This window comes from Paenibacillus sp. FSL H7-689 (assembly GCF_000517905.1).
GTDB lineage: Bacteria > Bacillota > Bacilli > Paenibacillales > Paenibacillaceae > Paenibacillus > Paenibacillus amylolyticus.
The window spans coordinates 365,669-385,919 of sequence record NZ_ASPU01000057.1 but is presented as its reverse complement, the minus strand read 5'-3'; the positions used below and the strand labels follow the sequence as shown (position 1 = coordinate 385,919).

The following is a 20,251-nucleotide window of genomic DNA, read 5'->3' as shown; positions in this document are numbered from 1 at the left end:
ATGCGGTTCGAGCAATTACCGACACCATGTTTTGTTGTTGACGAGGCGCTTATTGAGAAAAACCTGAAAATCCTGAACGGTGTTATGCAGCGTACAGGTGCCAAAATCGTGCTGGCTCAAAAAGCATTCTCTATGACTGCGATGTATCCGCTGATTGGAGAATACCTGAGCGGTGCAACGGCAAGCGGTTTGTATGAAGCGCGTCTGGGCCATGAGGAAATGGGCAAAGAGAATCATGTCTTTGCTCCAGCATACCGCGCAGAAGAGATCGACGAGATTATCTCCATCTGCGACCACATTATTTTCAACTCATTTTCGCAGCTTGCAAAATTCAAGGATAAGGCGCTTCAAGCTGGCCGTAAGGTCGGCTTGCGCGTCAACCCTGAATGCTCTACCCAAGAAGGACATGAGATCTACGATCCGTGTTCTCCGGGTTCGCGTTTTGGCGCGAAACTGGAGGATTTCGATGCAGACCTGTTGGAAGGCGTCTCCGGACTGCACTTCCACACACTGTGTCAGCAAAACTCCGACGATCTGGAGACTACGCTGAATGCAGTGGTCGAGAAGTTCGGACAATGGTTGCCGCAGATGGAATGGATCAACTTCGGTGGTGGGCACCATATCACACGTGAAGATTATGATATTCCAAGACTGGAAGCATGCATCAAGCGTATGCAGAACGATTATGGCCTGGAAGTATATCTGGAGCCGGGAGAAGCTGTTGCGCTGAACGCGGGTTATCTGGTGACCTCTGTGCTGGACTTCCATAAAAACGGTATGGACATCGCTATTCTGGATACTTCAGCTACGTGTCATATGCCGGATGTGCTGGAAATGCCATATCGTCCGCCGCTGATCGGTTCGGGAGAAGTAGGCGAGAAAGCCCATCTGTATCGTCTTGGTGGACAAACCTGTCTGTCTGGTGACGTAATTGGGGACTATTCATTCGATCAGCCTTTGCAAGAAGGCGACCGTCTGGTATTCGAGGACATGGCGATTTACTCCATGGTGAAAACCAATACGTTCAACGGCATGCCGCTTCCAGCGATTGCAATCAAAAGAAAAGACGGCGATTGCGAAGTTGTTCGCGAATTCGGATATCAGGATTTCAAAATGAGGCTGGCATAATTACTTCATTATATAGTAAGTATTAATATAGAATTGAAAATAAATACAAAGAAGGGAACCTGGAGACAGGTTCCCTTTTTAACGTCCAATGAAGTTTAACGATTAGATTTAATGATGTTTATCAGTGAGGTTAGGTGAATGTTTACCGGTATTGAGCCGACTTAGCTTCGACTTCAGTTTTCGGGTTAATTTTTCGGTTTAGAGGCTGCTCGTGCAGCGTAGGGAAAAATCGGTTCTCTTAGTTCAAAATCATACGTCAACCCATCCACAATGCCGACTACACTTTCACTGTCATACAACTCTAGCAAAAATCCAGCCATTTGTTCCGCCGTATGGAACTTGGGAACTCTGCCTTCATATTCAAACTCATCTACATTAAAAGAATGTTTCGCAAATTCTGTCTCGGTTGCAGCCGGTGCGAGAACCTTGGCTTGCATCGCTGCGTTCTTAGCTTTTAACTCTTGCGCAAGTCCTTCCGTAAAGGCACTTACATAGAACTTGGTTGCGCAGTAGGTTACTGCATCGGCTACAATCGTATATCCACCACCAGAGGAGATATTAATGATCTGTGTGCCATCAACATCTGCATAATCACGTACATACAGGGAAGAAAGAATCGTAAGAGCTTCTATATTTAGATGAAGCATCTGTTCAATCTTGGGCAGATGTTGTTCGCCCACGGAAGCAAAATTTCCGAATCCGGCGTTGTTAATCCACGTCTCAATGGAGTAAGCGTGAAGACTCTCATAGAATTCATGCACATTAGCGGCAATGGACAAATCCACTGTACGAATGACAACATCCAGAGCAGGATTGATTTCAGCTACTTTTGCTTTTAACTTGTTCAATTCATCGGTTCTGCGCGCTGCCAGAATTATATTTTTGCCACGAGTTGCAAAAGCTAAAGCCGCTTCATATCCAATGCCTGAACTGGCACCGGTAATCACTGTATATTTCATGGGAATTCCTCCTGGATCTGATTTCATTTTTTATTGTGATGTGACCACGAGTTGATTATACTGATTAGAGCTTACTCTAAGTCAAGCGGGAAAATGGAGGGGAGGTTAACCATGCATACCATTGGTGAAGTGGCAGAATTACTCCATATCAGTGCACATACGTTGCGTTATTATGAGAAGGAACAGATTGTAACTCCTCTCCGAGATGCCAGTGGAGACAGGCGATACAACGAGTCACACCTGAAGTGGCTGCAATTTGTGATCAAATTAAAAGAGACTCAAATGCCCATTGCTATTATTAAGAAATATGCGTCCTTGTTTCAGGAAGGGGAGCATACGGCGGCGGATCGTTTAAAGCTGCTGGAGGAGCATAAAGAGTCGATTCAAAAACAGATGCACATACTTAACACAGCAGATGAGATGCTTGAGCATAAAATTTCGTCGTATCGGGCGCTCATCGGACAATGAAGTAACACACACAAATGACGATCTATTGCCAAAACAGTGATTTTTATTATAGACTGTTTTTTATCGGTTGTTCATCAAGGGGGAAATGCAATGCATCAAAACAGAAAACAAAAGTCAAACAAGTTAAAGATCCTATCCAAAGTATTATTGATTATCATTGGGGGATTTATAACGGCATATGGCCTCGAAGCCATATTGATCCCGAATAATGTCTCAGATGGTGGTGTCACAGGTCTGAGTATCGTAGGATCACAGCTGTTCGGATTACCACTGGGGATGCTCATCGGGATTATTAACATTCCATTTGTGTGGCTCGGGTACAAGCAAATCGGAAAAAGCTTTGCGTTATATTCGATCATCGGTATTGCTTCACTCGCAATCAGCACCAGTCTGATGCACCATATACCAACCATCATTGAAGGTGATACCTTGCTTGTTACGGTTGTCGGCGGGATTATCATCGGTTTTGGTATGGGACTTGCATTACGTAATGGCGGGGCATTGGATGGCATAGATATGCTGGCTGTACTCCTTTCGCGAAAAGTACCTTTTGGAACCAGTGATCTCATCCTGTTCCTCAACATGTTTGTATTTATTGTCGTTTCTACCGTGTTTGGTCTGCAAGGCGCGATCTTGTCAGGACTTGCCTATTTTATTGCTTCTAAAGTAATACATATTGTTGAAGAGGGCTTGAGCGGCTCCAAAACGTTTAAAATTATTACGAATCAACCTGAGATTATGGTTGAAACCATTCGGGACCGTTTAGGCCGTGGAGCAACGTATACCGAGGCTTACGGTGGCTACTCTAATGAGCAATTCAAGGAAATTACTTGTGTCATTAACCGGATGGAAGAGAGTAAAATTAAAGATATCATTCACGAAATTGACCCAACTGCTTTTGTAGTCGTATACGATGTAGCTGAAGTGAGAGGCGGCAATTTCAAAAAGAAAGATATTCACTAACATACAAAAACGCGCTGACAGGAGGAATACTCTTGCCAGCGCGTTTTTGTTTACCTTATGTATATAAAAAAAATCAAGCTTCCGTAAAAACTGTACTGAAGCTACTGTCAACACCTTCAATATATAATGGAACAGCATATACCTTTTCAATTCCAGATAAATTATGGTTTAAATTCATATCCTCTATAAGTAGAATGAACTTGCCATCAACCCGACCTTTCCCGAGCATAATTTGATGAAAAGCGATAGCTTCATCCACATGAATCACAGAGCCTGAAGAGATCATATCCATCCCAACTGCTCGCAATGAATCAAAAACCATCAGGTAGCTTGCAGCATCCGCTGCAAATCCTGGGTTATGATCACTATAACGAATAGGGTCAGATGATCGAAACTTGCCAAAACCTGTACGTATGAGCAGTAGATCAGAGCCAGCGATCTGGTGCTCATACGGCTCCAGGTCAGCTTTGGTAATAAGTTCATCATTACCTTTGGGAATATCGAGGATTGTTGGATGAGTAAAGATAAAATAGTCTATTGGAATCTCGCTTATTTTTAGACCTTGCGGATTGAAATGCCAAGGCCCGTCAATATGAGTTCCATTATGGTTGAGGGATGTGATGATAAATTGGTTATACAGGTCTCCTTGATCTATGCTGGACTGCTGCTGAATCTCAACAGAAGGGTTATCTTTATAAACGGGAGTATTTACACTAAGAGGATAGGACAAGAGGATCCGCTTCATCTATTGTTCTCTCCTTTATGTCACACAGGATTTATATAATGTTTGGTGAATGTATGGACTCATATTATGAAAGGAATCGGTACTTCATGCATAAGCACAGCTCTATTATGGAAAACTTCTGTAGTGTGATTAAATAGCATGATTCCTATGGGAGGTTAGCATAGTGACAAAGCAGGACCCGCAAGAGCTTTTGAAGCAAAAACATGAACTGGATGAACAAAAAAGACAGTTCACTAATTTTTCCCGAAATATTTCAGGTCATGGTGAGGTTGAAGCTGGTCAAGAGTTCAGTGTTGACCGAGTGCCAGATGACCAAAACCGTATGAAATCGGTTGAGAACAGACGCGGCGAAGTCTAAAACGTTACAACATAAGCCGATCCTTTCATGGATCGGCTTATTCGTGCGTAGCATTTTATCTAACAGGAAGATATATGTTGTAGTTGAGAATGATTATCGATAGAATGGAGAAAAGTGAAAATATCCGCTGATTTTGCTGATGTTTTGCTAACTTAATGGGTTGTGGAAGGTGAAGGAAGAGATGCACGTAGAAGAGCATGTGAAGTTATGGAATCTGGCCTCAATTAAAATATGGGATGTGCGTCACGTCGTCGTGCGCGCTGGCGAACCCATCCATGCCTATCGATTTCCAATTAGCGGTTTTATATATACAGTTCGCGGCAATGCAACGATTACGCTGGATGACACGATGTACGCGATCGATCAGATGCAAGTCTTACATGGAGGCAAGGGGGTATGGATGAATATCTCCCTGAGCGAGGATTCATTCGAATTTTATTTGATGTTTTATCGGGCTAATTTGTCGTTATCCAATACTCGTGAGAATCAAGCTCTGCTCAGGCAACATGTCCCGTTTCACGTGCAATATGCTTTCGCCCCAAGCTATCCCATTGACTTATATGATAAAGTCCAAAGAATAGAGCAACATTGGGAACGGACGGATGCGTTCTCGAAATTTCAGGTAAAGACGTTATTTTATCAATTTATTAATGAATTAATGAGGCAGTTAAGTGCACAAGGAATTGAGACTGCCAAGCCCGATCTGGTAGCTCAAGCCGTTCGTTATCTTCAAGAGAACTACATGTTGCCCGTTATGGTCGATCCGCTCGCAGAACTTCTGGATTGCAGTGCAGGGCATCTGTCGAGAACGTTCAAGAAAGAGACAGGCAGCAGTCTGATTACCTATTTAACTCGGATACGGATGTACAAAGCCAAGGAGCTGCTGTTGCACACAGATGCATCTCTTCAGAAGATTGCCGAGGCAATCGGCATTCCAGATGTGATCTATTTTAATCGTTTATTTAAAAAGCATGTTGGCCTTTCACCAGGTCGGTTCAAACAAAAATGTATCGCCCTGCCAACCGGTCAGAATAATGCTATTCAAGAATCAGAATTGTCCATTGTCAGTCCCATGCATCGCGGTTATGATCCTATTGATGATGATAATTATTATCAATACAACTCAAAAGGAGAATCACTTACATCTATGAGATCGAGAAAACCCGTTGCATTGCTTTTGATGCTCAGCCTTACTTTATTAATATCAGCCTGTTCCCCTTCTCAGGGCAGTTCAGCAACAAGCAGTAATGGAACAAGCGGTAACAATGCTCCAACCACCGAAGTCGCGCAATCCACCGAATCAACAGTACAGGAGCGTGTTGTTAAACATCCTTGGGGAGAAACTGTCATCAAAGGTGATCCTCAGCATATTATTTCGTTGTTCCCGGCTGCAACTGACTATTTGTTAGCACTCGGTATTGTACCCCAGGCAGCATCCAGTAATGAGGAGGGGAGTGATCAGTTTCCTACCTACCTGTCCGATCAACTACAAGGAAAAGAAAATCTGGGCTGGCAGGTTGATCCCAACTACGAAAGCATATTGGCGGCAGAGCCAGACCTGATTATCGGTCAGGATTTCATGAGTGATGCCTATGACAGTCTCAGCAAAATTGCCCCTACCTTGCTGGCAGAGAAGCTGCAGGACGAGCAAGGTATTATTCGTATGAAGACAAGCCTGTTACATATGGGAGATATGTTAGGGAAGACGGATCAGGCCAAACAGGTCATTGAAGAATACGAAAAGAAGGCTGCAGAAGCCCGTGAGAAAATCAAGCAATCCATCGGAGACGAGACCGTGATGTTCCTGCGTTTATCCGATAAAGAAGTGCGTTATTACAGTAAAAGAAACTACGAGGTTCTGTACGACGATCTAGGCTTGACACCTCCTGTATCCATACCTGACCCGACAGATTCAATGAAAGTAATCTCCATGGAGTCGTTACCATCGATTAACCCGGATCATATTTTCCTGTTGTCATCAGACGAAAATGAAACGACAGAATTGCAAAAAACAGCAGTGTGGAAAAGCCTGAATGCTGTTAAAAACAACAATGTCTACATCGTTGACTACGGCTTGTGGTTCCAAGGTCCGGGAGGACCCATTGGACAGAGCAAGATTATCGACGAAGCGGTAAGTTTCCTTACCCAATAAATAAGGAAACTAGACAGGAGGATTAATGCATATGGAAACGTCCGTCGTAGAGAAGCTCATTCGTGAACGAAGAACCATTCGTCAGTTCAATGGCAAACCGCTGGCGAAAGAAACGATCATGCACTTGCTGGAAGCGGCCGTGTGGGCACCTGTTCATTCCCGTAAAGAGCCATGGCGCTTCATATTATTTGTAGAAGAAGGTCGGAAGCAATTTGCTGATGCGGTGCTACATACGTTTTCCAAAGATGAGCGGGAGCGCTGGACAGAGAAGCTGCAAAAGGACTATTGCGAATCTATCCAAGCCCATCTGCTGGTTGTGATTGAGGCTGATCCGAGACAACGGGTATGGGAAGATGCTGTGGGGGCTAGTGCTGCCCTTATTCAAAATATTCAACTCCTGGCATGGGAGCAGGATATCGGCGTAGTGTGGAAGACGAATGAATATAATTTCGATCCTGATTTCTACTTCAAGACCGGTGTGAGACCAGGGGAGAGAATCATTGGCACACTTCATCTGGGGTACTTTGATCAGGATAAGATTCCCAAGCCTCGTCCTCGTACTCCAGCAGAAGAGTTATTGACCTGTGTCTCGGTGGCAGGAGAAGACGCGCAACAGCATTAGTTGCCATTAGTAACGTACTATCAGATGTTCAAAAATTCATAGAATATTTCTCACCAAGCCGCTAAATTAGCGGCTTTTTTGGCGATCTTTGAATTTTGCGTAACAGTCAGGCTTTCATTTTGTTCCAATGTCCCGGATTGGTATCATCTGGGATGATTAAGTTAATAATATCCTGATAATGGTCTGCTTTATTGATCATATATTGGACTCGTTGTTGGGCTTCTTCCAACTGAGCAAACGCGGCTTCCTTCTGCCGTAAAATGATCTCATAGCGCTTTTGTATGGTTGAGTTCCCCTCAAGGCAGAGATCCACATAAGCTTTAATTTGTTCCACAGACATACCGCACTGTTTTAGATATTTTACACCCGTAAGCCAGTTTACGGATTCTTCGTCAAAAAGACGGTTATTGTTTTTGTCGCGTTGCAGATTTGGAACGAGCCCTTTATCTGTATAGAAACGAACCGTATGTTCGGAAAGGTCGAGCAGTTTGGCGACTTCTTTGACGTTATACATGACGAAACTCCTTATGTCTTCAAGTATGGAATGAAAAATGATAGAAAAAGATTGACTTCGAGTTACTCGAAGGTGATACCCTAAGTATAGTTTAAGGTTATTAGACTGTAAATCTCAAAAAATTATAACTAACAAGGAGTGTCACTCGATGGAATATGTTACGTTGAATAACGGAGTTCAGATGCCTATTTTGGGATATGGTGTGTACCAGATTGCTGATCAGGAAGAATGCGAGAAATGTGTGCTTGATGCAATCAGCGTTGGGTATCGTTCTATTGATACAGCACAAGCCTACCGTAACGAAGAAGCCGTGGGCCGCGCTATTCAAAAAAGCGGAGTACCTCGAGATGAATTTTTCATCACGACCAAGGTATGGATTTCAAATGCAGGGTATGAAAAAGCCAAAGCATCCATAGAGGAATCTCTGCGGAAACTCCAACTGGAATATCTGGACCTGGTCCTGATCCATCAACCGTTTAATGACTATTATGGAACATATCGAGCTATGGAAGAGTTATATAAAGCGGGGAAAATCAAAGCTATCGGAGTAAGCAATTTCTATCCGGACCGATATATCGATCTTGTTCAGTTCAGCGAAGTCGTACCGGCAATTAATCAAGTTGAAACCCATGTGTTCAATCAGCAGACAGAGGCACATGAGATCATGAAAAAATATAATACGCAGATTGAATCCTGGGGACCATTCGCGGAAGGCAAAAATGACTTATTCACGAATGCGACGTTGCATGAAGTAGGTCAAAAATACAACAAATCGACGGCCCAAGTCGCTCTGCGTTTCTTGATTCAAAGAGGAGTGGTTGTTATTCCGAAAACGGTCAACAAAAATAGAATGGAAGAGAACTTCAATGTATTTGATTTTGAATTGACCTTGGAGGATATGGAAAAGGTAGCAGCACTGGATACAGGAACAAGCTCCTTTTTCTCACATTATGATCCTCAAACCGTAGAATTCTTGACTGACTATGGCAAGAAAGGACTGTAATCCAACTTATTCAATATCGTGCTCATTGTAGACGAACTTATGAAATTACAACAAGCCAGACAGATCATCTGTCTGGCTTGTTGTATTACAGGAAGAGAATCTCAGTTAACCAGCTGTTCCTGTTACGATCATTGAAGCAATATAGATGGTAGTCAATCGTTGTAAAAGGTCGTATATTAATAATATGTCGATTGTGGGAGGGAACATGTACCACATCGCGAAATGATAAACGATTTTACATAGAAGGACGGGAAAAAATGGACTTTAAACCGCTTGCTTCATTTATTGACCGCATTACATCCTGGCGTGTACCGTGGGCAGAGGTGCTGGTGATGCATCGAAATGATACCGTTTTCCATTATCGTAATGGATACGCCAATCTGGAAGAGAAAACACCTATCGGTGATGGAGCGATCTTCAATCTATACTCCATGACCAAAATTATGACTTGCGTGGCAGGGCTGCAACTGGTGGAGAAAGGGGCAATGCTGTTAAGCGATCCCTTATCTGATTATCTGCCAGAGTACGCTGAGATGACGGTTAAGAAAACGATGCCGAACGGGGAGATCCGACTGGAAAAGGCGACAAGAGCCATTACAGTACGTGATTTGTTCACCATGACTGCCGGGTTCTCGTATGACGTTGGTTGTCCAAGCATTCAAGAAGCTGTAAAAAGCACCGATGGAACATTGCCAACACGCGACTTTGCGAGAGCGCTTGCGAAAGAACCGTTGCTGTTTGAACCAGGGACACACTGGAATTACAGCATGTGCCATGATGTGCTAGGAGCCTTGGTGGAAGTGGTAAGTGGCAAACGCTTTGGTACCTATCTGCGGGACGAAATCACCGGACCACTTGGCATGAACGATACAGCATTTAATCTGAACGATGAGCAGCAGAAGCGCCTGATTCCACAGTATGCGTATAATGATGAGCTTGAGAAGGCTGTCCGTCTGGACGGCAATGGATTCCGTGTAGGTACGGAGCTGGAGAGCGGTGGTGCAGGTTTGTTGTCAACCGTTAGTGACTATGCACTTTTCTTGAACGCACTAACTGGGCGTGGTACGAGTCCCGAAGGCGTGCGCATTTTGTCACAAGCTTCAGTGGAACTGATGCGAACGGACCACCTGAACGAGATGACTCGTGCTGATTATTCGTGGGATCATATGTATGGATACGGCTATGGACTGGGTGTTCGCACTCATATCTCCAAAGCAGGAAGCGGCTCACTGAGTCCAGTTGGCGAATTTGGATGGAGCGGCGCTGCTGGCTGTATGGCTATTATTGATCCGGATTCAGAGCTTACAGTCATGTATGCACAGCACCTGCTTAACAGTCAGGAACCATACGTTCAACGACGCTTACGTAATGTGGTTTACTCCTGTCTATAAATCATATCGTATTCGAAGTTACTTGAAGAGCCGCTAAATAGCGGCTTTTTTTATGTTATATGATTCGAAATCTATTAATTAGATTGTTATTTCTTTATTAGAAAGGGTATGTTATCATTCTTAGGAAATTAGTACTAGTAGGAGGATATGCTTATTGAACATGAACCTAAATTAATTACATAGTTTGATCAAGATTACAGGCTAGCAAGTACCTGTTTGAGTGTTGAGATTGTGAACGATTCATAATTAGAAAAAGCTGTTAGATTTTATTTTTTACTCAAAGGAGAGTCATCGATGATACACCCTAAACACAATGCAAAATGGGCTTCTCTGGCCGTGCTTACCTTAATCGCCTATGTTCTGAGCGCATTGCTTCTGCTACCACCCAATGCTGCTGCCAAAGGAGAGCAAATCTCCGCCAAACAGCTGGAAAGTATGAGCCGGCTTTCATTTACGCTTCGTGATGCCAAACAAACGGCTTACACCGTTTATATTTTCGCTTATGATGAACAGAAGAGAACGCTGACCGAAGAAAATGGTTGGACCAACAATAAAAAAGGCGACAAGAGTTATTCAGGCACGTATCGTGCAGCCTTGCTGAAAAAAGGTGCAGCATACGGAACTGTTCAGGCAGCAAAACTGGATCTGAATACGATTATTTTGCCTCAAACCTGGAACTTCGTTGTGAAAAGCAAAGAGGCTAGTACACCAGACATGCTGATGATCACCGATTGGGGAACTTCTAATTTTAATGAGGTGAAAACGTATATTGTTCGTTCCGGGGAATTGCGCCGTGTAACATATGTCGATAATAAGGGGAAAAAAATCGACGATTCCTACTCTGCAAGCAGAGATGATGGAATCCGTACTCTTTCAGGTGCCCGAGTGCAGTTCAAAAATTACAACAACCTTCAATTTGTCTATGGAGTTGATACGTTTAAGCTGAATGTGAACAAATTGGAATTACGGTTGGAAGATACGCGTAACCTTCGTTCAAAAGCTTGGCCAAACTCGGGTGTTGGCGATCGCGCTTACCTGAAAAGCCTAAAGGAAGCCGCTTTAAAGGGTGTGCTGCCAGGCCGGACGGACATCAAGATTGGTATGACGCTTCAAAATGCGCAAAAAAAGCTGGGGAAACCCAATTCTCGTTCAAACGGGGAATGGGGAGCGTACTATTTTTATTCTAAATTCGGCGTCGGGTTTGATTCATACATGCACGAGCTTACCAATAAATCACGTATTGCCGTTTTTGATTTGTACAATGAAAAGCAGAATCTTTCACCACGGAATGTGAAAATATGGATGGGAAAACCTTCCTCAGAATATTACAATGAAGTCGTGGTTGGTTATGAGATGGTATACCAATTGGGTAATCACGCCATTGTATTCACTTATGAGGAAGAAGAGGACTTGATTGATTTTACGAGTATATATTAAGGTATAGCATTCATCGTAAAGAAATGAAAGCATAGCTTAATCACATTTACAAAAAAAGCCGCTGATTAGCGGCTTTTTTTGTTATCCATGGAAGTGGACGCGTAGTCTATTTCATTGGAGTGTTATTAGAGCTCTGCACAGAACGTACACGATTGACTAAATAAATGCCGACTGATACGAACAGTAATGCGACCAGATTTTTCAGTTCCAGAATCGTTTCCCCCAGGAATAACGCTGATAACAATGCGCCAAACACAGGGATTAGAAAGTTATAGACAGACACTCTTCCGACCTTGTTGTACTTGAGAAGCATATTCCATAGACAAAATGCGACAGATGACAGCAAAGCCAGGTAGATTAAGTTACTCGTGGATTCCAAGGTGAAATGGGTGACACGACCGCCGAGTGATAGACCTAACAGCGTAAGTACCAGTCCCCCGACGAATAAGCTGACACCTGTTATGATCAGAACATCGATGGTGGCGGTGAGACGTTTTGCGTAAAGGGCCGTAACGGAAAAAACAAGTGCCGCTATAATAACGAAGCCTTCGCCTGTGAATGAAAAGGAAAAAGCAAGCAGATCCGTATGGAAGTTTACGATGATTACACCAACGAATCCAAGCAAGCAACCAACGATTTTATTTCTGCTTAATTTGTCGTTTTTATAGATGAAATGGGCCAGAACAACACTGAAAAAGGTCGTAGTTGCGTTCATAATAGAGCCTTTGACACCTGTCGTATTGGCTACGCCAACGTAGAAAAACATATATTGCAAACCGGTTTGCAATATACCTAACATGATGAGACCTGTCCACTGAGGCTTGGTTAATTGGAGCTTCTGTTTTCTAACGATACGAGACAGGAGCAAGAGTAGCATACCCGCCAGTGTAAACCGGTATCCTGCAAATACATACTTGGAAGCAATATCTTCCGGCAGAATGTTAAACGCGATATATCCAAGTTTGATGGATGGGTACGCACTTCCCCATAACAAGCAACACAGGCTTGCCACGAGCATGACAAAAATGGGATCACTAAATTTACTCGGTTTCTCAAGGGTATTTCTCTCTATCACTTTCGATCTTCTCCTCACATTTCATGTACATATGTATGTATGAATCTATTAATATCCTCACTGACCATATCACATATCGCTAATGTTTGTAATGATAATTAATAAACCGCTCCTCGGCTGGTAAGATTATAAAGAAGGAACGGTTCATGAGGGGTTTTTGTTATAGATTCCTTTCTAATAAAATCCCAACTTGTTCTGCGACAATGTGAGGTTGCCGGGGTAATCCATTCGTGAAATAGGATTCCACGATACCAACGATTGCTGTACCAAAGAACGTGAGAATCACTTCTTTTGTTAGTCCTTTATTTTTTCCCTCCGTCACATTCACCTCATCCTCCAGTTCTTCAATGACGAGAGCCAGGAAGCGATTGCGGAAAAAAGGGGCTCCTTTACTCAGTAACATAACCGAGAAAAATGAATTGTGGACTTCAAAATAATCGAACCAGAGTACATTGCTTTCTATAAAATCCAGATCGGATGCTTCCTTGCACAATCTTCTTAGTTCATCAATATGTTCTTCAATTAATTTATCCAGCAAGTCAAATTTGTCCGAATAGTGATGGTATATCGTTCTGCGGCCGACATTTGCATGATCAGAGATATCTTGCATCGTAATGGTATCAAAAGGTTTCTCATTCATGAGTTTGATAAAAGCGGATTTGATCGCTTCCTGAGACTTAAGTATTCTTCGATCTGTGATAGAAACGATAGTAATCACCATTCTTTCCAGAGAGTAATTGCACAAATGTTGTTCCTTTGCGCCATAAGGCACAGATCGAGTTCATTTGATCCTTGCAGAGGCAGTGCAATTATTTTATATTATACACGAATGTGCGATATCGCACGTATGTGTGTAATCACTTTTAGGTCAACATAGTAGCAGGAAGCATTAATCAATAAGATCACACTGGAGGAAATAAAATGGCTAAACATGAAGAAGTTAAAGATGGAGTGATATTCCCGGTAGGAGAAAAAAACGAAGCATTTTCGCAATATTTCATAGGGCAAAGTTATCTCCAATCCTTGGTTGCTGATCCCAAAGTGAATGTGGGTGTTGGGAATGTAACGTTTGAACCGGGATGCAGAAATAACTGGCATATCCATCGTGGTGGATTTCAGCTGTTGTTAGTGACGGGTGGGGAAGGTTGGTATCAGGAAGAAGGAAAACCTGCTCAATTCCTCAAAGTCGGCGATGTTATTGTGACTCATGATGGTGTGAAACACTGGCATGGGGCCGCTAAAGATAGTTGGTTTGAACACATTGCGATCACTGCAGGTACACCGGAATGGTTGGAACCTGTTACAGATGAAGTTTATGGGGAGTTATAAAATAAACGCTATGAATTGATTTATTCGAAAATGGTACTATCTAATTTGTTAATTAAAGGCTAATTAAGTTCAGGAGATTGCTGATTCTTATGTTGATCTGGTGCCATCACTCTGAGTTTTAATCGAGTGATGGCTCTTTACATCTATGAAGTATCAATATCCTGGCAGGAAGAAACCATGATATAGATGAATTCTAGTGCACTTTATGTATACTTGGAGAAATTTCCAGAATGAAAACGCTTGTCAAATTGAAAATAATATGATAATTTAATGTCTGTAACCGGTTACACATAGAGGAGAGCAACTTATGACAACAATTAAAGACGTAGCTCAACTGGCTGGCGTATCTGTAGCCACCGTATCCAGGGTCATTAATGATAGAGGTTATGTTCATGCGGACACACGAAAAAAAGTGGAAGATGCAGTGAAGGCGCTTAACTTTTCACCAAATGAAGTGGCCCGCTCATTATATAAACGCAAGTCCAAACTGATTGGCCTGTTGTTGCCGGATATTACGAACCCTTACTTCCCGCAGTTAGCCCGCGGCGTAGAGGACCGGATGCAGGAGCAGGATTACAGACTGATATTTGGAAATAGTGACGAGGATGAACGGAAGGAGCAGGATTACATCCAGACGTTTATCCAGAACAACGTGGTTGGTGTGATCTCTTCAACGAACTACCCTCATTCTTCGATATATGAAAAACTGAAGATTCCCGTTGTGTTTCTGGACAGAACTTCACTGGATCGTCCATCCGTGTATGCGGATGGCAGGGAAGGTGGAAGACTAGCTGCAAGGGAGATTATCAAACGCGGCAGTCGCCGGATCACAGTTATGCAGGGACCGTCACAGATCAGACCCGCTCAGGATCGTTTTGAAGGGGCGATTGAAATCATCCGTGATGCTGGGTTAGACTACCGGGTAATCCAGACGACCTCATTTTCAATTAACGAGGCAGGTGTATGGGCTGAAGAATTATTCAGGAAGTATGCGGACACAGACGGGGTCATTGCCAGCAATGACATCGCAGCCATGGCAGTACTGCATGAGGCATCACGAATCGGGAGAAAGGTTCCTGATGACGTACAAGTGATTGGTTTCGATGATATTCCGATGAGCAGCCTGTTATCGCCGGCATTGTCCACCATCCGTCAGCCAGCATACGAGATGGGAAGAGAAGCGGCGGGATTACTTATCCAGCTTGTGGAACAAGCTGCAATAGAGAATAAAAACATACAGTTGCCCGTGAGTTTCATCGAACGGGGCACTACGAGAAAGGTGAGATCAGATGGCTAAAATATGTGTAATTGGAAGCAGTTCAATGGATCTGGTTGTTACTTCGTCAAGACGGCCGGGGGCGGGTGAAACCGTTCTTGGCGATAGCTTCAAAACGGTTCCAGGTGGCAAAGGAGCCAATCAGGCTGTTGCCGCTGCACGACTGGGTGCCGAGGTTGCGATGATCGGCCGGGTAGGCGACGATGCTTTTGGCAAAGATATTGTAGAGAACTTTAGAGCAAATGCTGTAAATACGCAAAATGTGAAACCGGTTACACATTTAGAAAGTGGAACGGCTCATATCATTCTGGCAGAAGGTGATAATAGTATCGTAGTGGTTGAAGCGGCGAATCGGGAAGTCACTCCTGCATATGTCGATGAAGCAGCTGAAGTGATCCGCGATGCAGATATCGTATTAATTCAGCAGGAAATTCCGGAGGAAACGGTTGTGCATGTGAGTGCATTGTGTGCAGAATTCGGAACACCGCTACTGCTTAATCCCGCTCCGGCGAGAACATTGCCGCAAGAAGTGATCGACAATGCCGCATATATCACACCGAACGAGCATGAAGCCGAGATTTTGTTTCAGGGCATGAGTCCTGCACAGGCATTACGTCAGTATCCAAACAAGTTGTTCATCACGGAGGGCAGTAAAGGTGTACGGTACTTTGATGGCACTGACGAAATTCTAGTCCCAACTTATAAAGTTGAGGCTGTTGATACTACGGGGGCAGGGGATACGTTCAATGCCGCATTTGCAGTTGCTTTGGCTGAAGGAAAAGCGTTGCAAGAGAGTATACGCTTCGCCAATCGGGCTGCATCGTTGTCCGTCACCAAGTTCGGAGCGCAGGGCGGCATGCCGACGCGTGATGAAGTAGAGGAGAGCTTGTAATGAAAAGAAATGGCATGTTGAATAGTCACATTTCCAAGATTTTGTCTGATCTGGGCCATACGGACATGATTGCGATTGCGGATGCAGGTCTGCCGGTACCGGACGGGGTACTCAAAATTGATCTGGCCCTCAAACTGGGAACACCAAGTTTTCGCGAAGTGGTGGAAGCGATCGCTGAAGATATGGTCATTGAGAAAGTCATTGTGGCTGAAGAGATTTGCGAAGGCAATCCCGTAGCGATGCAATTCATCACAGAGAAATTTGGGGTAGAAGCAATCGATGCTTCCGTCAGCCACGAACAATTCAAAGCATTAACACGGCAGGTGAAAGTGGTCATCCGCACAGGTGAAGCCACACCTTATGCCAATTGCATTTTACAATCGGGAGTCCATTTCGGTTAAAAGGAGGTTGCGTAATGCACATTCAGATGCAAGACATTCATAAAGCGTTTGGAACGAATCAGGTGCTGAGCGGAGTGGATTTTGAACTAAAGGATGGTGAAGTTCATGCCCTGATGGGGGAGAATGGAGCCGGCAAATCCACACTGATGAATATTCTGATTGGTCTTCATCAGCGTGATCAGGGAACCATTACCATAGACGGAGAAGAAAACTATTTTGCAAGTCCGAAGGAAGCCGAGAAACTGGGTCTCACATTCATACATCAGGAGCTGAATGTATGGCCTGAAATGACGGTGCTGGATAATCTCTTTATTGGTAAGGAACTGACATCATCGTTCGGATTGCTCAATACAAGACAAATGAAAGCGCTTGCCAAAGAACAGTTCGCCAAGCTTTCCGTAGACATACCACTGGAACGTCCTGCGGGAGAGTGCTCTGTCGGGCAGCAACAGATGATCGAGATTGCCAAAGCGCTAATGACAGATGCCAAGGTCATCATTATGGATGAGCCAACAGCAGCACTTACGGAGCGTGAGATCCAGAAGCTGTTTGGTGTAATCAGCTCGCTGAAGAAGGAAGGCGTATCCATCGTCTATATTTCTCACCGAATGGAGGAGATATTCACGATCTGTGACCGGATTACCATCATGCGTGACGGAAGAACGGTAGACACACAAGCTATTCCGCAGACAAGCTTTGATGAAGTGGTGCGGAAAATGGTAGGTCGTGAACTTACCGAGCGTTATCCTGTCCGGAATCCTTCTTATGGTGAAGTTGTCCTCGAAGTAAGGAATGCAAGTAGCAAAGGTCTATTCGAGAATATTAACTTCACCGTGAGAGCGGGGGAAATACTCGGTTTTTCAGGACTCATGGGTTCTGGACGAACAGAGATCATGAGAACCATCTTTGGTTTGGATACGTTGGATAGCGGTGAAATCTTCATCCGCGGCAAAAAAGCGAACATTCGTAAACCGGCAGATGCAGTGAAACATGGAATCGGGTTTATTACAGAAGACCGCAAGGATGAAGGGCTGGTATTAGACTTCTCTATTCGCGAGAATATGGCGTTGCCAAATCTGTTCAGTTTCTCAAGCAAAGGTTTCATCTCAACTTCAAAAGAACAAGACTTCGTAGATACACTGATCAAACGTCTACAGATCAAAACGCAATCCTCCGAGACGGCGGCAAGGAATCTATCCGGGGGTAACCAGCAGAAGGTGGTTATCGCGAAATGGGTTGGTATCGGACCAAGCGTACTTATCCTGGATGAACCTACCCGCGGAGTGGATGTCGGGGCGAAGCGCGAAATCTATGAATTGATGAATGAACTGACTGACCGCGGCGTTGCAATCATCATGGTATCGTCGGAGCTACCTGAAGTGCTTGGCATGAGTGACCGGATCGCGGTTGTGCATGAAGGACACATCAGTGGCGAGGTTGCAAGGGAAGTAGCAACACAAGAACACATTATGACATTGGCCACAGGGGGACAGTGATATGACAACAATGCAGGAAAACAAAACGGCTAAAAGCGGCTTCCGTTTCTCAAACGTGATACAAAAATTGGGACCGCTGCTTGGCTTAATCATTCTTATTCTCATCGTATCGGTGTTGAATCCAAGTTTCTTGGAACCGCTTAATATCTTGAATTTATTGCGTCAAGTCTCGATTAATGCGCTGATTGCCTTTGGTATGACGTTTGTTATCCTGACGGGTGGAATTGATCTGTCGGTCGGCTCAATCCTGGCTTTATCCAGTGCTTTTGTAGCAAATATGATGTTGTCTGGTCTCGATCCGATCTTGTCCATCATTATTGGTGTAGCACTCGGTGGTGTCATGGGCATGGTGAACGGACTGATGATTACCAAAGGTAAAATGGCTCCGTTTATCGCTACATTGGCAACCATGACGATATTCAGAGGACTGACGTTGGTGTACACCAATGGTAATCCAATTACAGGACTCGGGGATAACCTGTTGTTCCAACTGTTTGGCCGCGGTTACCTGCTGGGCATTCCGGTACCTGCAATTACGATGCTGATTACCTTCATGATTCTGTGGATTGTTTTGCATAAAACGGCTTTTGGTCGTAAAACGTACGCCATCGGCGGTAATGAGAAAGCTTCCATTATCTCGGGTATCAAAGTTAATCGCGTGAAAATTATGATCTACTCCCTGACAGGTATGCTCGCTGCTCTGGCAGGTGCAATTCTGACATCGCGTTTGAATTCAGCGCAACCAACGGCAGGTACATCCTACGAGCTGGATGCGATCGCAGCAGTTGTATTGGGTGGTACAAGTCTTGCTGGAGGACGCGGACGCATCGTTGGTACACTGATCGGTGTTCTGATTATCGGCGTGTTGAATAATGGATTGAACTTGCTTGAAGTAAACTCATTTTATCAAATGGTTGTAAAAGGTATCGTCATTGCCATTGCCGTCCTGCTGGACCGCAAGAAAACAGCATAAGGAGAGAAGCGAATATGAAAAAGTGGACTGTAACACTCATAAGTATGCTGATGATCATCGTTCTGGCCGGGTGCTCTCTGGAGCCACCGGAATGGGCGAAACCTAACCCAAACAAAAGTAATGGACAGAAGAAAATAGGTTTGTCGATATCTACACTAAACAATCCATTCTTTGTATCACTGAAGGACGGGGTAATGGCTGAAGCCAAAAAACAGGGAATACAGGTCATCGTGGTTGATGCGCAGAACGATTCGGCCAAACAAACCAATGATGTGGATGATCTCATTCAGCAAGGCGTTAGTGCACTGTTAATTAACCCTGCGGACTCTGCAGCGATCTCCACAGCGGTTCAATCCGCTAATAGTGTGGGCATTCCTGTGATCACGCTGGATCGCTCCGCAGATAAAGGCGAAGTGGCGGCACTCGTGGCATCGGATAACGTTAAAGGTGGACGCATGGCAGCTGAATATTTTGTGGAACAACTGGGTGAGGGAGCAAAAGTCATTGAACTTGAGGGTGTACCTGGCGCTTCCGCAACAAGAGAACGGGGTAAAGGTTTCCATGAAGTGGCCGACAAGCAACTTGATGTGGTTTCCAAACAATCTGCTGATTTTGATCGGTCCAAAGGATTAAATGTCATGGAGAACTTGCTACAGGGTAATCCTGACGTGCAAGCGGTATTTGCCCATAATGACGAGATGGCACTTGGTGCAATTGAAGCGATTCAAAGCTCAGGTAAAGACATTCCGGTCATCGGATTCGATGGTAATGATGATGCAATCAAATCCATTCAGGATGGGAAATTGACGGCAACAGTCGCTCAGCAGCCTATACTGATTGGCCAACTGGCGCTGCAAGCAGCTCTGGATGTGCTCAGTGGCAAGCAGGTGGAGTCATCGATTCCCGCTGAATTGAAGCTGGTAACCAAGGAAAATGTGAACGAGTAAATCATCATAAAACATGTATCTTCTTGGACATGAACATAGAACTAAACCAAGCCGCTAATTTAGCGGCTTTTTTCATTTTGGAAGAAGCGTGCGGGCATCACATCAATCAGATTATTGACTTT

21 protein-coding genes are annotated in these 20,251 nt (G+C 44.1%); 16 read left to right on the top strand and 5 right to left on the bottom strand.

All coding sequences use genetic code 11. The features are described from left to right. Positions 1 to 1,128, top strand: coding sequence for a carboxynorspermidine decarboxylase (gene nspC / locus C170_RS26575; protein ID WP_036616008.1), 1,128 nt, complete (start codon positions 1 to 3; stop codon positions 1,126 to 1,128). 185 nt (positions 1,129 to 1,313) lie between these two features. On the opposite strand, the gene C170_RS26570 is transcribed toward nspC, so the two are convergent. After that, positions 1,314 to 2,087, bottom strand: coding sequence for an SDR family NAD(P)-dependent oxidoreductase (locus tag C170_RS26570; protein WP_036616005.1), 774 nt, complete (start codon positions 2,085 to 2,087; stop codon positions 1,314 to 1,316). Between the two features lie 111 nt (positions 2,088 to 2,198). Here C170_RS26570 and C170_RS26565 point away from each other — a divergent pair, with 111 nt between their 5' ends. Both C170_RS26565 and C170_RS26560 read left to right on the top strand, forming a co-directional pair. Then, on the top strand, positions 2,199 to 2,555 hold the full coding sequence (locus C170_RS26565; RefSeq protein ID WP_017688527.1) for a MerR family transcriptional regulator: 357 nt from the start codon (positions 2,199 to 2,201) through the stop codon (positions 2,553 to 2,555). A gap of 90 nt (positions 2,556 to 2,645) precedes the next feature. Next, a complete protein-coding gene (locus tag C170_RS26560; protein WP_017688526.1) occupies positions 2,646 to 3,518 on the top strand; it encodes a YitT family protein in 873 nt (290 codons plus the stop codon). A 73-nt stretch (positions 3,519 to 3,591) separates the two neighbouring features. Here C170_RS26560 and C170_RS26555 read toward each other — a convergent pair whose 3' ends face one another. After that, the gene (locus C170_RS26555; RefSeq protein ID WP_235200839.1) at positions 3,592 to 4,248 is read right to left on the bottom strand and encodes a cyclase family protein; all 657 of its coding nucleotides are present in this window, start codon (positions 4,246 to 4,248) and stop codon (positions 3,592 to 3,594) included. A 178-nt stretch (positions 4,249 to 4,426) separates the two neighbouring features. Between C170_RS26555 and C170_RS26550 the strand changes: the two genes are divergently transcribed. The 3 genes from C170_RS26550 to C170_RS26540 all read left to right on the top strand — a co-directional run bounded on the left by C170_RS26550 (position 4,427) and on the right by C170_RS26540 (position 7,395). Then, positions 4,427 to 4,621: a hypothetical protein gene (locus C170_RS26550; RefSeq protein ID WP_017688524.1), complete on the top strand. Its 195-nt coding sequence runs from the start codon at positions 4,427 to 4,429 to the stop codon at positions 4,619 to 4,621. Positions 4,622 to 4,802: 181 nt separating this feature from the next. Further along, positions 4,803 to 6,773: an AraC family transcriptional regulator gene (locus C170_RS26545; RefSeq protein WP_036616001.1), complete on the top strand. Its 1,971-nt coding sequence runs from the start codon at positions 4,803 to 4,805 to the stop codon at positions 6,771 to 6,773. A 31-nt stretch (positions 6,774 to 6,804) separates the two neighbouring features. After that, on the top strand, positions 6,805 to 7,395 hold the full coding sequence (locus C170_RS26540) for a nitroreductase family protein (protein WP_036615999.1): 591 nt from the start codon (positions 6,805 to 6,807) through the stop codon (positions 7,393 to 7,395). A gap of 106 nt (positions 7,396 to 7,501) precedes the next feature. On the opposite strand, the gene C170_RS26535 is transcribed toward C170_RS26540, so the two are convergent. After that, positions 7,502 to 7,909 carry a MerR family transcriptional regulator gene (locus C170_RS26535; protein WP_036615998.1) on the bottom strand — a complete coding sequence of 136 codons (408 nt, stop codon included), beginning with the start codon at positions 7,907 to 7,909 and terminating at the stop codon, positions 7,502 to 7,504. 148 nt (positions 7,910 to 8,057) lie between these two features. On the opposite strand from C170_RS26535, the gene C170_RS26530 reads away from it, so the two are divergent. The 3 genes from C170_RS26530 (at position 8,058) to C170_RS26520 (ending at position 11,740) form a co-directional block, all read left to right on the top strand. Continuing rightward, complete coding sequence (locus tag C170_RS26530) at positions 8,058 to 8,912, top strand: aldo/keto reductase (protein ID WP_036615995.1); 855 nt, start codon at positions 8,058 to 8,060, stop codon at positions 8,910 to 8,912. 257 nt (positions 8,913 to 9,169) lie between these two features. Continuing rightward, positions 9,170 to 10,303 (top strand): serine hydrolase domain-containing protein, encoded by a 1,134-nt coding sequence (locus C170_RS26525; protein WP_036615994.1) that lies wholly within the window; start codon positions 9,170 to 9,172, stop codon positions 10,301 to 10,303. 294 nt (positions 10,304 to 10,597) lie between these two features. Further along, a complete protein-coding gene (locus C170_RS26520) occupies positions 10,598 to 11,740 on the top strand; it encodes a DUF4309 domain-containing protein (protein WP_036615991.1) in 1,143 nt (380 codons plus the stop codon). Positions 11,741 to 11,846: 106 nt separating this feature from the next. On the opposite strand, the gene C170_RS26515 is transcribed toward C170_RS26520, so the two are convergent. Beyond that, a complete protein-coding gene (locus C170_RS26515) occupies positions 11,847 to 12,815 on the bottom strand; it encodes a DMT family transporter (protein ID WP_143781000.1) in 969 nt (322 codons plus the stop codon). A 160-nt stretch (positions 12,816 to 12,975) separates the two neighbouring features. Next, the gene (locus C170_RS26510; RefSeq protein ID WP_036615989.1) at positions 12,976 to 13,536 is read right to left on the bottom strand and encodes a TetR/AcrR family transcriptional regulator; all 561 of its coding nucleotides are present in this window, start codon (positions 13,534 to 13,536) and stop codon (positions 12,976 to 12,978) included. A gap of 200 nt (positions 13,537 to 13,736) precedes the next feature. Here C170_RS26510 and C170_RS26505 point away from each other — a divergent pair, with 200 nt between their 5' ends. The 7 genes from C170_RS26505 to rbsB all read left to right on the top strand — a co-directional run bounded on the left by C170_RS26505 (position 13,737) and on the right by rbsB (position 20,129). Then, positions 13,737 to 14,144 carry a cupin domain-containing protein gene (locus C170_RS26505; protein ID WP_036615986.1) on the top strand — a complete coding sequence of 136 codons (408 nt, stop codon included), beginning with the start codon at positions 13,737 to 13,739 and terminating at the stop codon, positions 14,142 to 14,144. Between the two features lie 307 nt (positions 14,145 to 14,451). Continuing rightward, on the top strand, positions 14,452 to 15,441 hold the full coding sequence (locus C170_RS26500; RefSeq protein ID WP_036615983.1) for a LacI family DNA-binding transcriptional regulator: 990 nt from the start codon (positions 14,452 to 14,454) through the stop codon (positions 15,439 to 15,441). Further along, positions 15,434 to 16,312 (top strand): ribokinase, encoded by an 879-nt coding sequence (gene rbsK / locus C170_RS26495; RefSeq protein ID WP_036615980.1) that lies wholly within the window; start codon positions 15,434 to 15,436, stop codon positions 16,310 to 16,312. Before C170_RS26500 ends, rbsK begins: the two co-directional genes overlap by 8 nt. Continuing rightward, positions 16,312 to 16,713, top strand: coding sequence for a D-ribose pyranase (gene rbsD / locus C170_RS26490; RefSeq protein ID WP_036615977.1), 402 nt, complete (start codon positions 16,312 to 16,314; stop codon positions 16,711 to 16,713). The genes rbsK and rbsD overlap by 1 nt, the downstream gene beginning before the upstream one ends. A gap of 14 nt (positions 16,714 to 16,727) precedes the next feature. Next, a complete protein-coding gene (locus tag C170_RS26485) occupies positions 16,728 to 18,209 on the top strand; it encodes a sugar ABC transporter ATP-binding protein (protein WP_036615975.1) in 1,482 nt (493 codons plus the stop codon). A gap of 10 nt (positions 18,210 to 18,219) precedes the next feature. Continuing rightward, positions 18,220 to 19,182, top strand: a complete 963-nt coding sequence (locus tag C170_RS26480; RefSeq protein WP_370511443.1) for an ABC transporter permease subunit — start codon at positions 18,220 to 18,222, stop codon at positions 19,180 to 19,182. A 14-nt stretch (positions 19,183 to 19,196) separates the two neighbouring features. After that, positions 19,197 to 20,129 (top strand): ribose ABC transporter substrate-binding protein RbsB, encoded by a 933-nt coding sequence (gene rbsB / locus C170_RS26475; protein WP_036615972.1) that lies wholly within the window; start codon positions 19,197 to 19,199, stop codon positions 20,127 to 20,129. Positions 20,130 to 20,251: the final 122 nt, after the last annotated feature.

Bases quoted from the DNA above. Each gene is read 5' to 3' on its own strand.
- C170_RS26505 (WP_036615986.1), top strand. From the start codon at position 13,737: ATGGCTAAACATGAAGAAGTTAAAGATGGAGTGATATTCCCGGTAGGA.
- C170_RS26485 (WP_036615975.1), top strand. From the start codon at position 16,728: ATGCACATTCAGATGCAAGACATTCATAAAGCGTTTGGAACGAATCAG.
- C170_RS26570 (WP_036616005.1), bottom strand. From the start codon at position 2,087: ATGAAATATACAGTGATTACCGGTGCCAGTTCAGGCATTGGATATGAA.
- C170_RS26510 (WP_036615989.1), bottom strand. From the start codon at position 13,536: ATGGTGATTACTATCGTTTCTATCACAGATCGAAGAATACTTAAGTCT.
- rbsB (WP_036615972.1), top strand. From the start codon at position 19,197: ATGAAAAAGTGGACTGTAACACTCATAAGTATGCTGATGATCATCGTT.
- C170_RS26540 (WP_036615999.1), top strand. From the start codon at position 6,805: ATGGAAACGTCCGTCGTAGAGAAGCTCATTCGTGAACGAAGAACCATT.
- C170_RS26500 (WP_036615983.1), top strand. From the start codon at position 14,452: ATGACAACAATTAAAGACGTAGCTCAACTGGCTGGCGTATCTGTAGCC.
- nspC (WP_036616008.1), top strand. From the start codon at position 1: ATGCGGTTCGAGCAATTACCGACACCATGTTTTGTTGTTGACGAGGCG.
- C170_RS26520 (WP_036615991.1), top strand. From the start codon at position 10,598: ATGATACACCCTAAACACAATGCAAAATGGGCTTCTCTGGCCGTGCTT.
- C170_RS26525 (WP_036615994.1), top strand. From the start codon at position 9,170: ATGGACTTTAAACCGCTTGCTTCATTTATTGACCGCATTACATCCTGG.
- rbsK (WP_036615980.1), top strand. From the start codon at position 15,434: ATGGCTAAAATATGTGTAATTGGAAGCAGTTCAATGGATCTGGTTGTT.
- rbsD (WP_036615977.1), top strand. From the start codon at position 16,312: ATGAAAAGAAATGGCATGTTGAATAGTCACATTTCCAAGATTTTGTCT.
- C170_RS26480 (WP_370511443.1), top strand. From the start codon at position 18,220: ATGCAGGAAAACAAAACGGCTAAAAGCGGCTTCCGTTTCTCAAACGTG.
- C170_RS26560 (WP_017688526.1), top strand. From the start codon at position 2,646: ATGCATCAAAACAGAAAACAAAAGTCAAACAAGTTAAAGATCCTATCC.
- C170_RS26535 (WP_036615998.1), bottom strand. From the start codon at position 7,909: ATGTATAACGTCAAAGAAGTCGCCAAACTGCTCGACCTTTCCGAACAT.
- C170_RS26530 (WP_036615995.1), top strand. From the start codon at position 8,058: ATGGAATATGTTACGTTGAATAACGGAGTTCAGATGCCTATTTTGGGA.
- C170_RS26545 (WP_036616001.1), top strand. From the start codon at position 4,803: ATGCACGTAGAAGAGCATGTGAAGTTATGGAATCTGGCCTCAATTAAA.
- C170_RS26565 (WP_017688527.1), top strand. From the start codon at position 2,199: ATGCATACCATTGGTGAAGTGGCAGAATTACTCCATATCAGTGCACAT.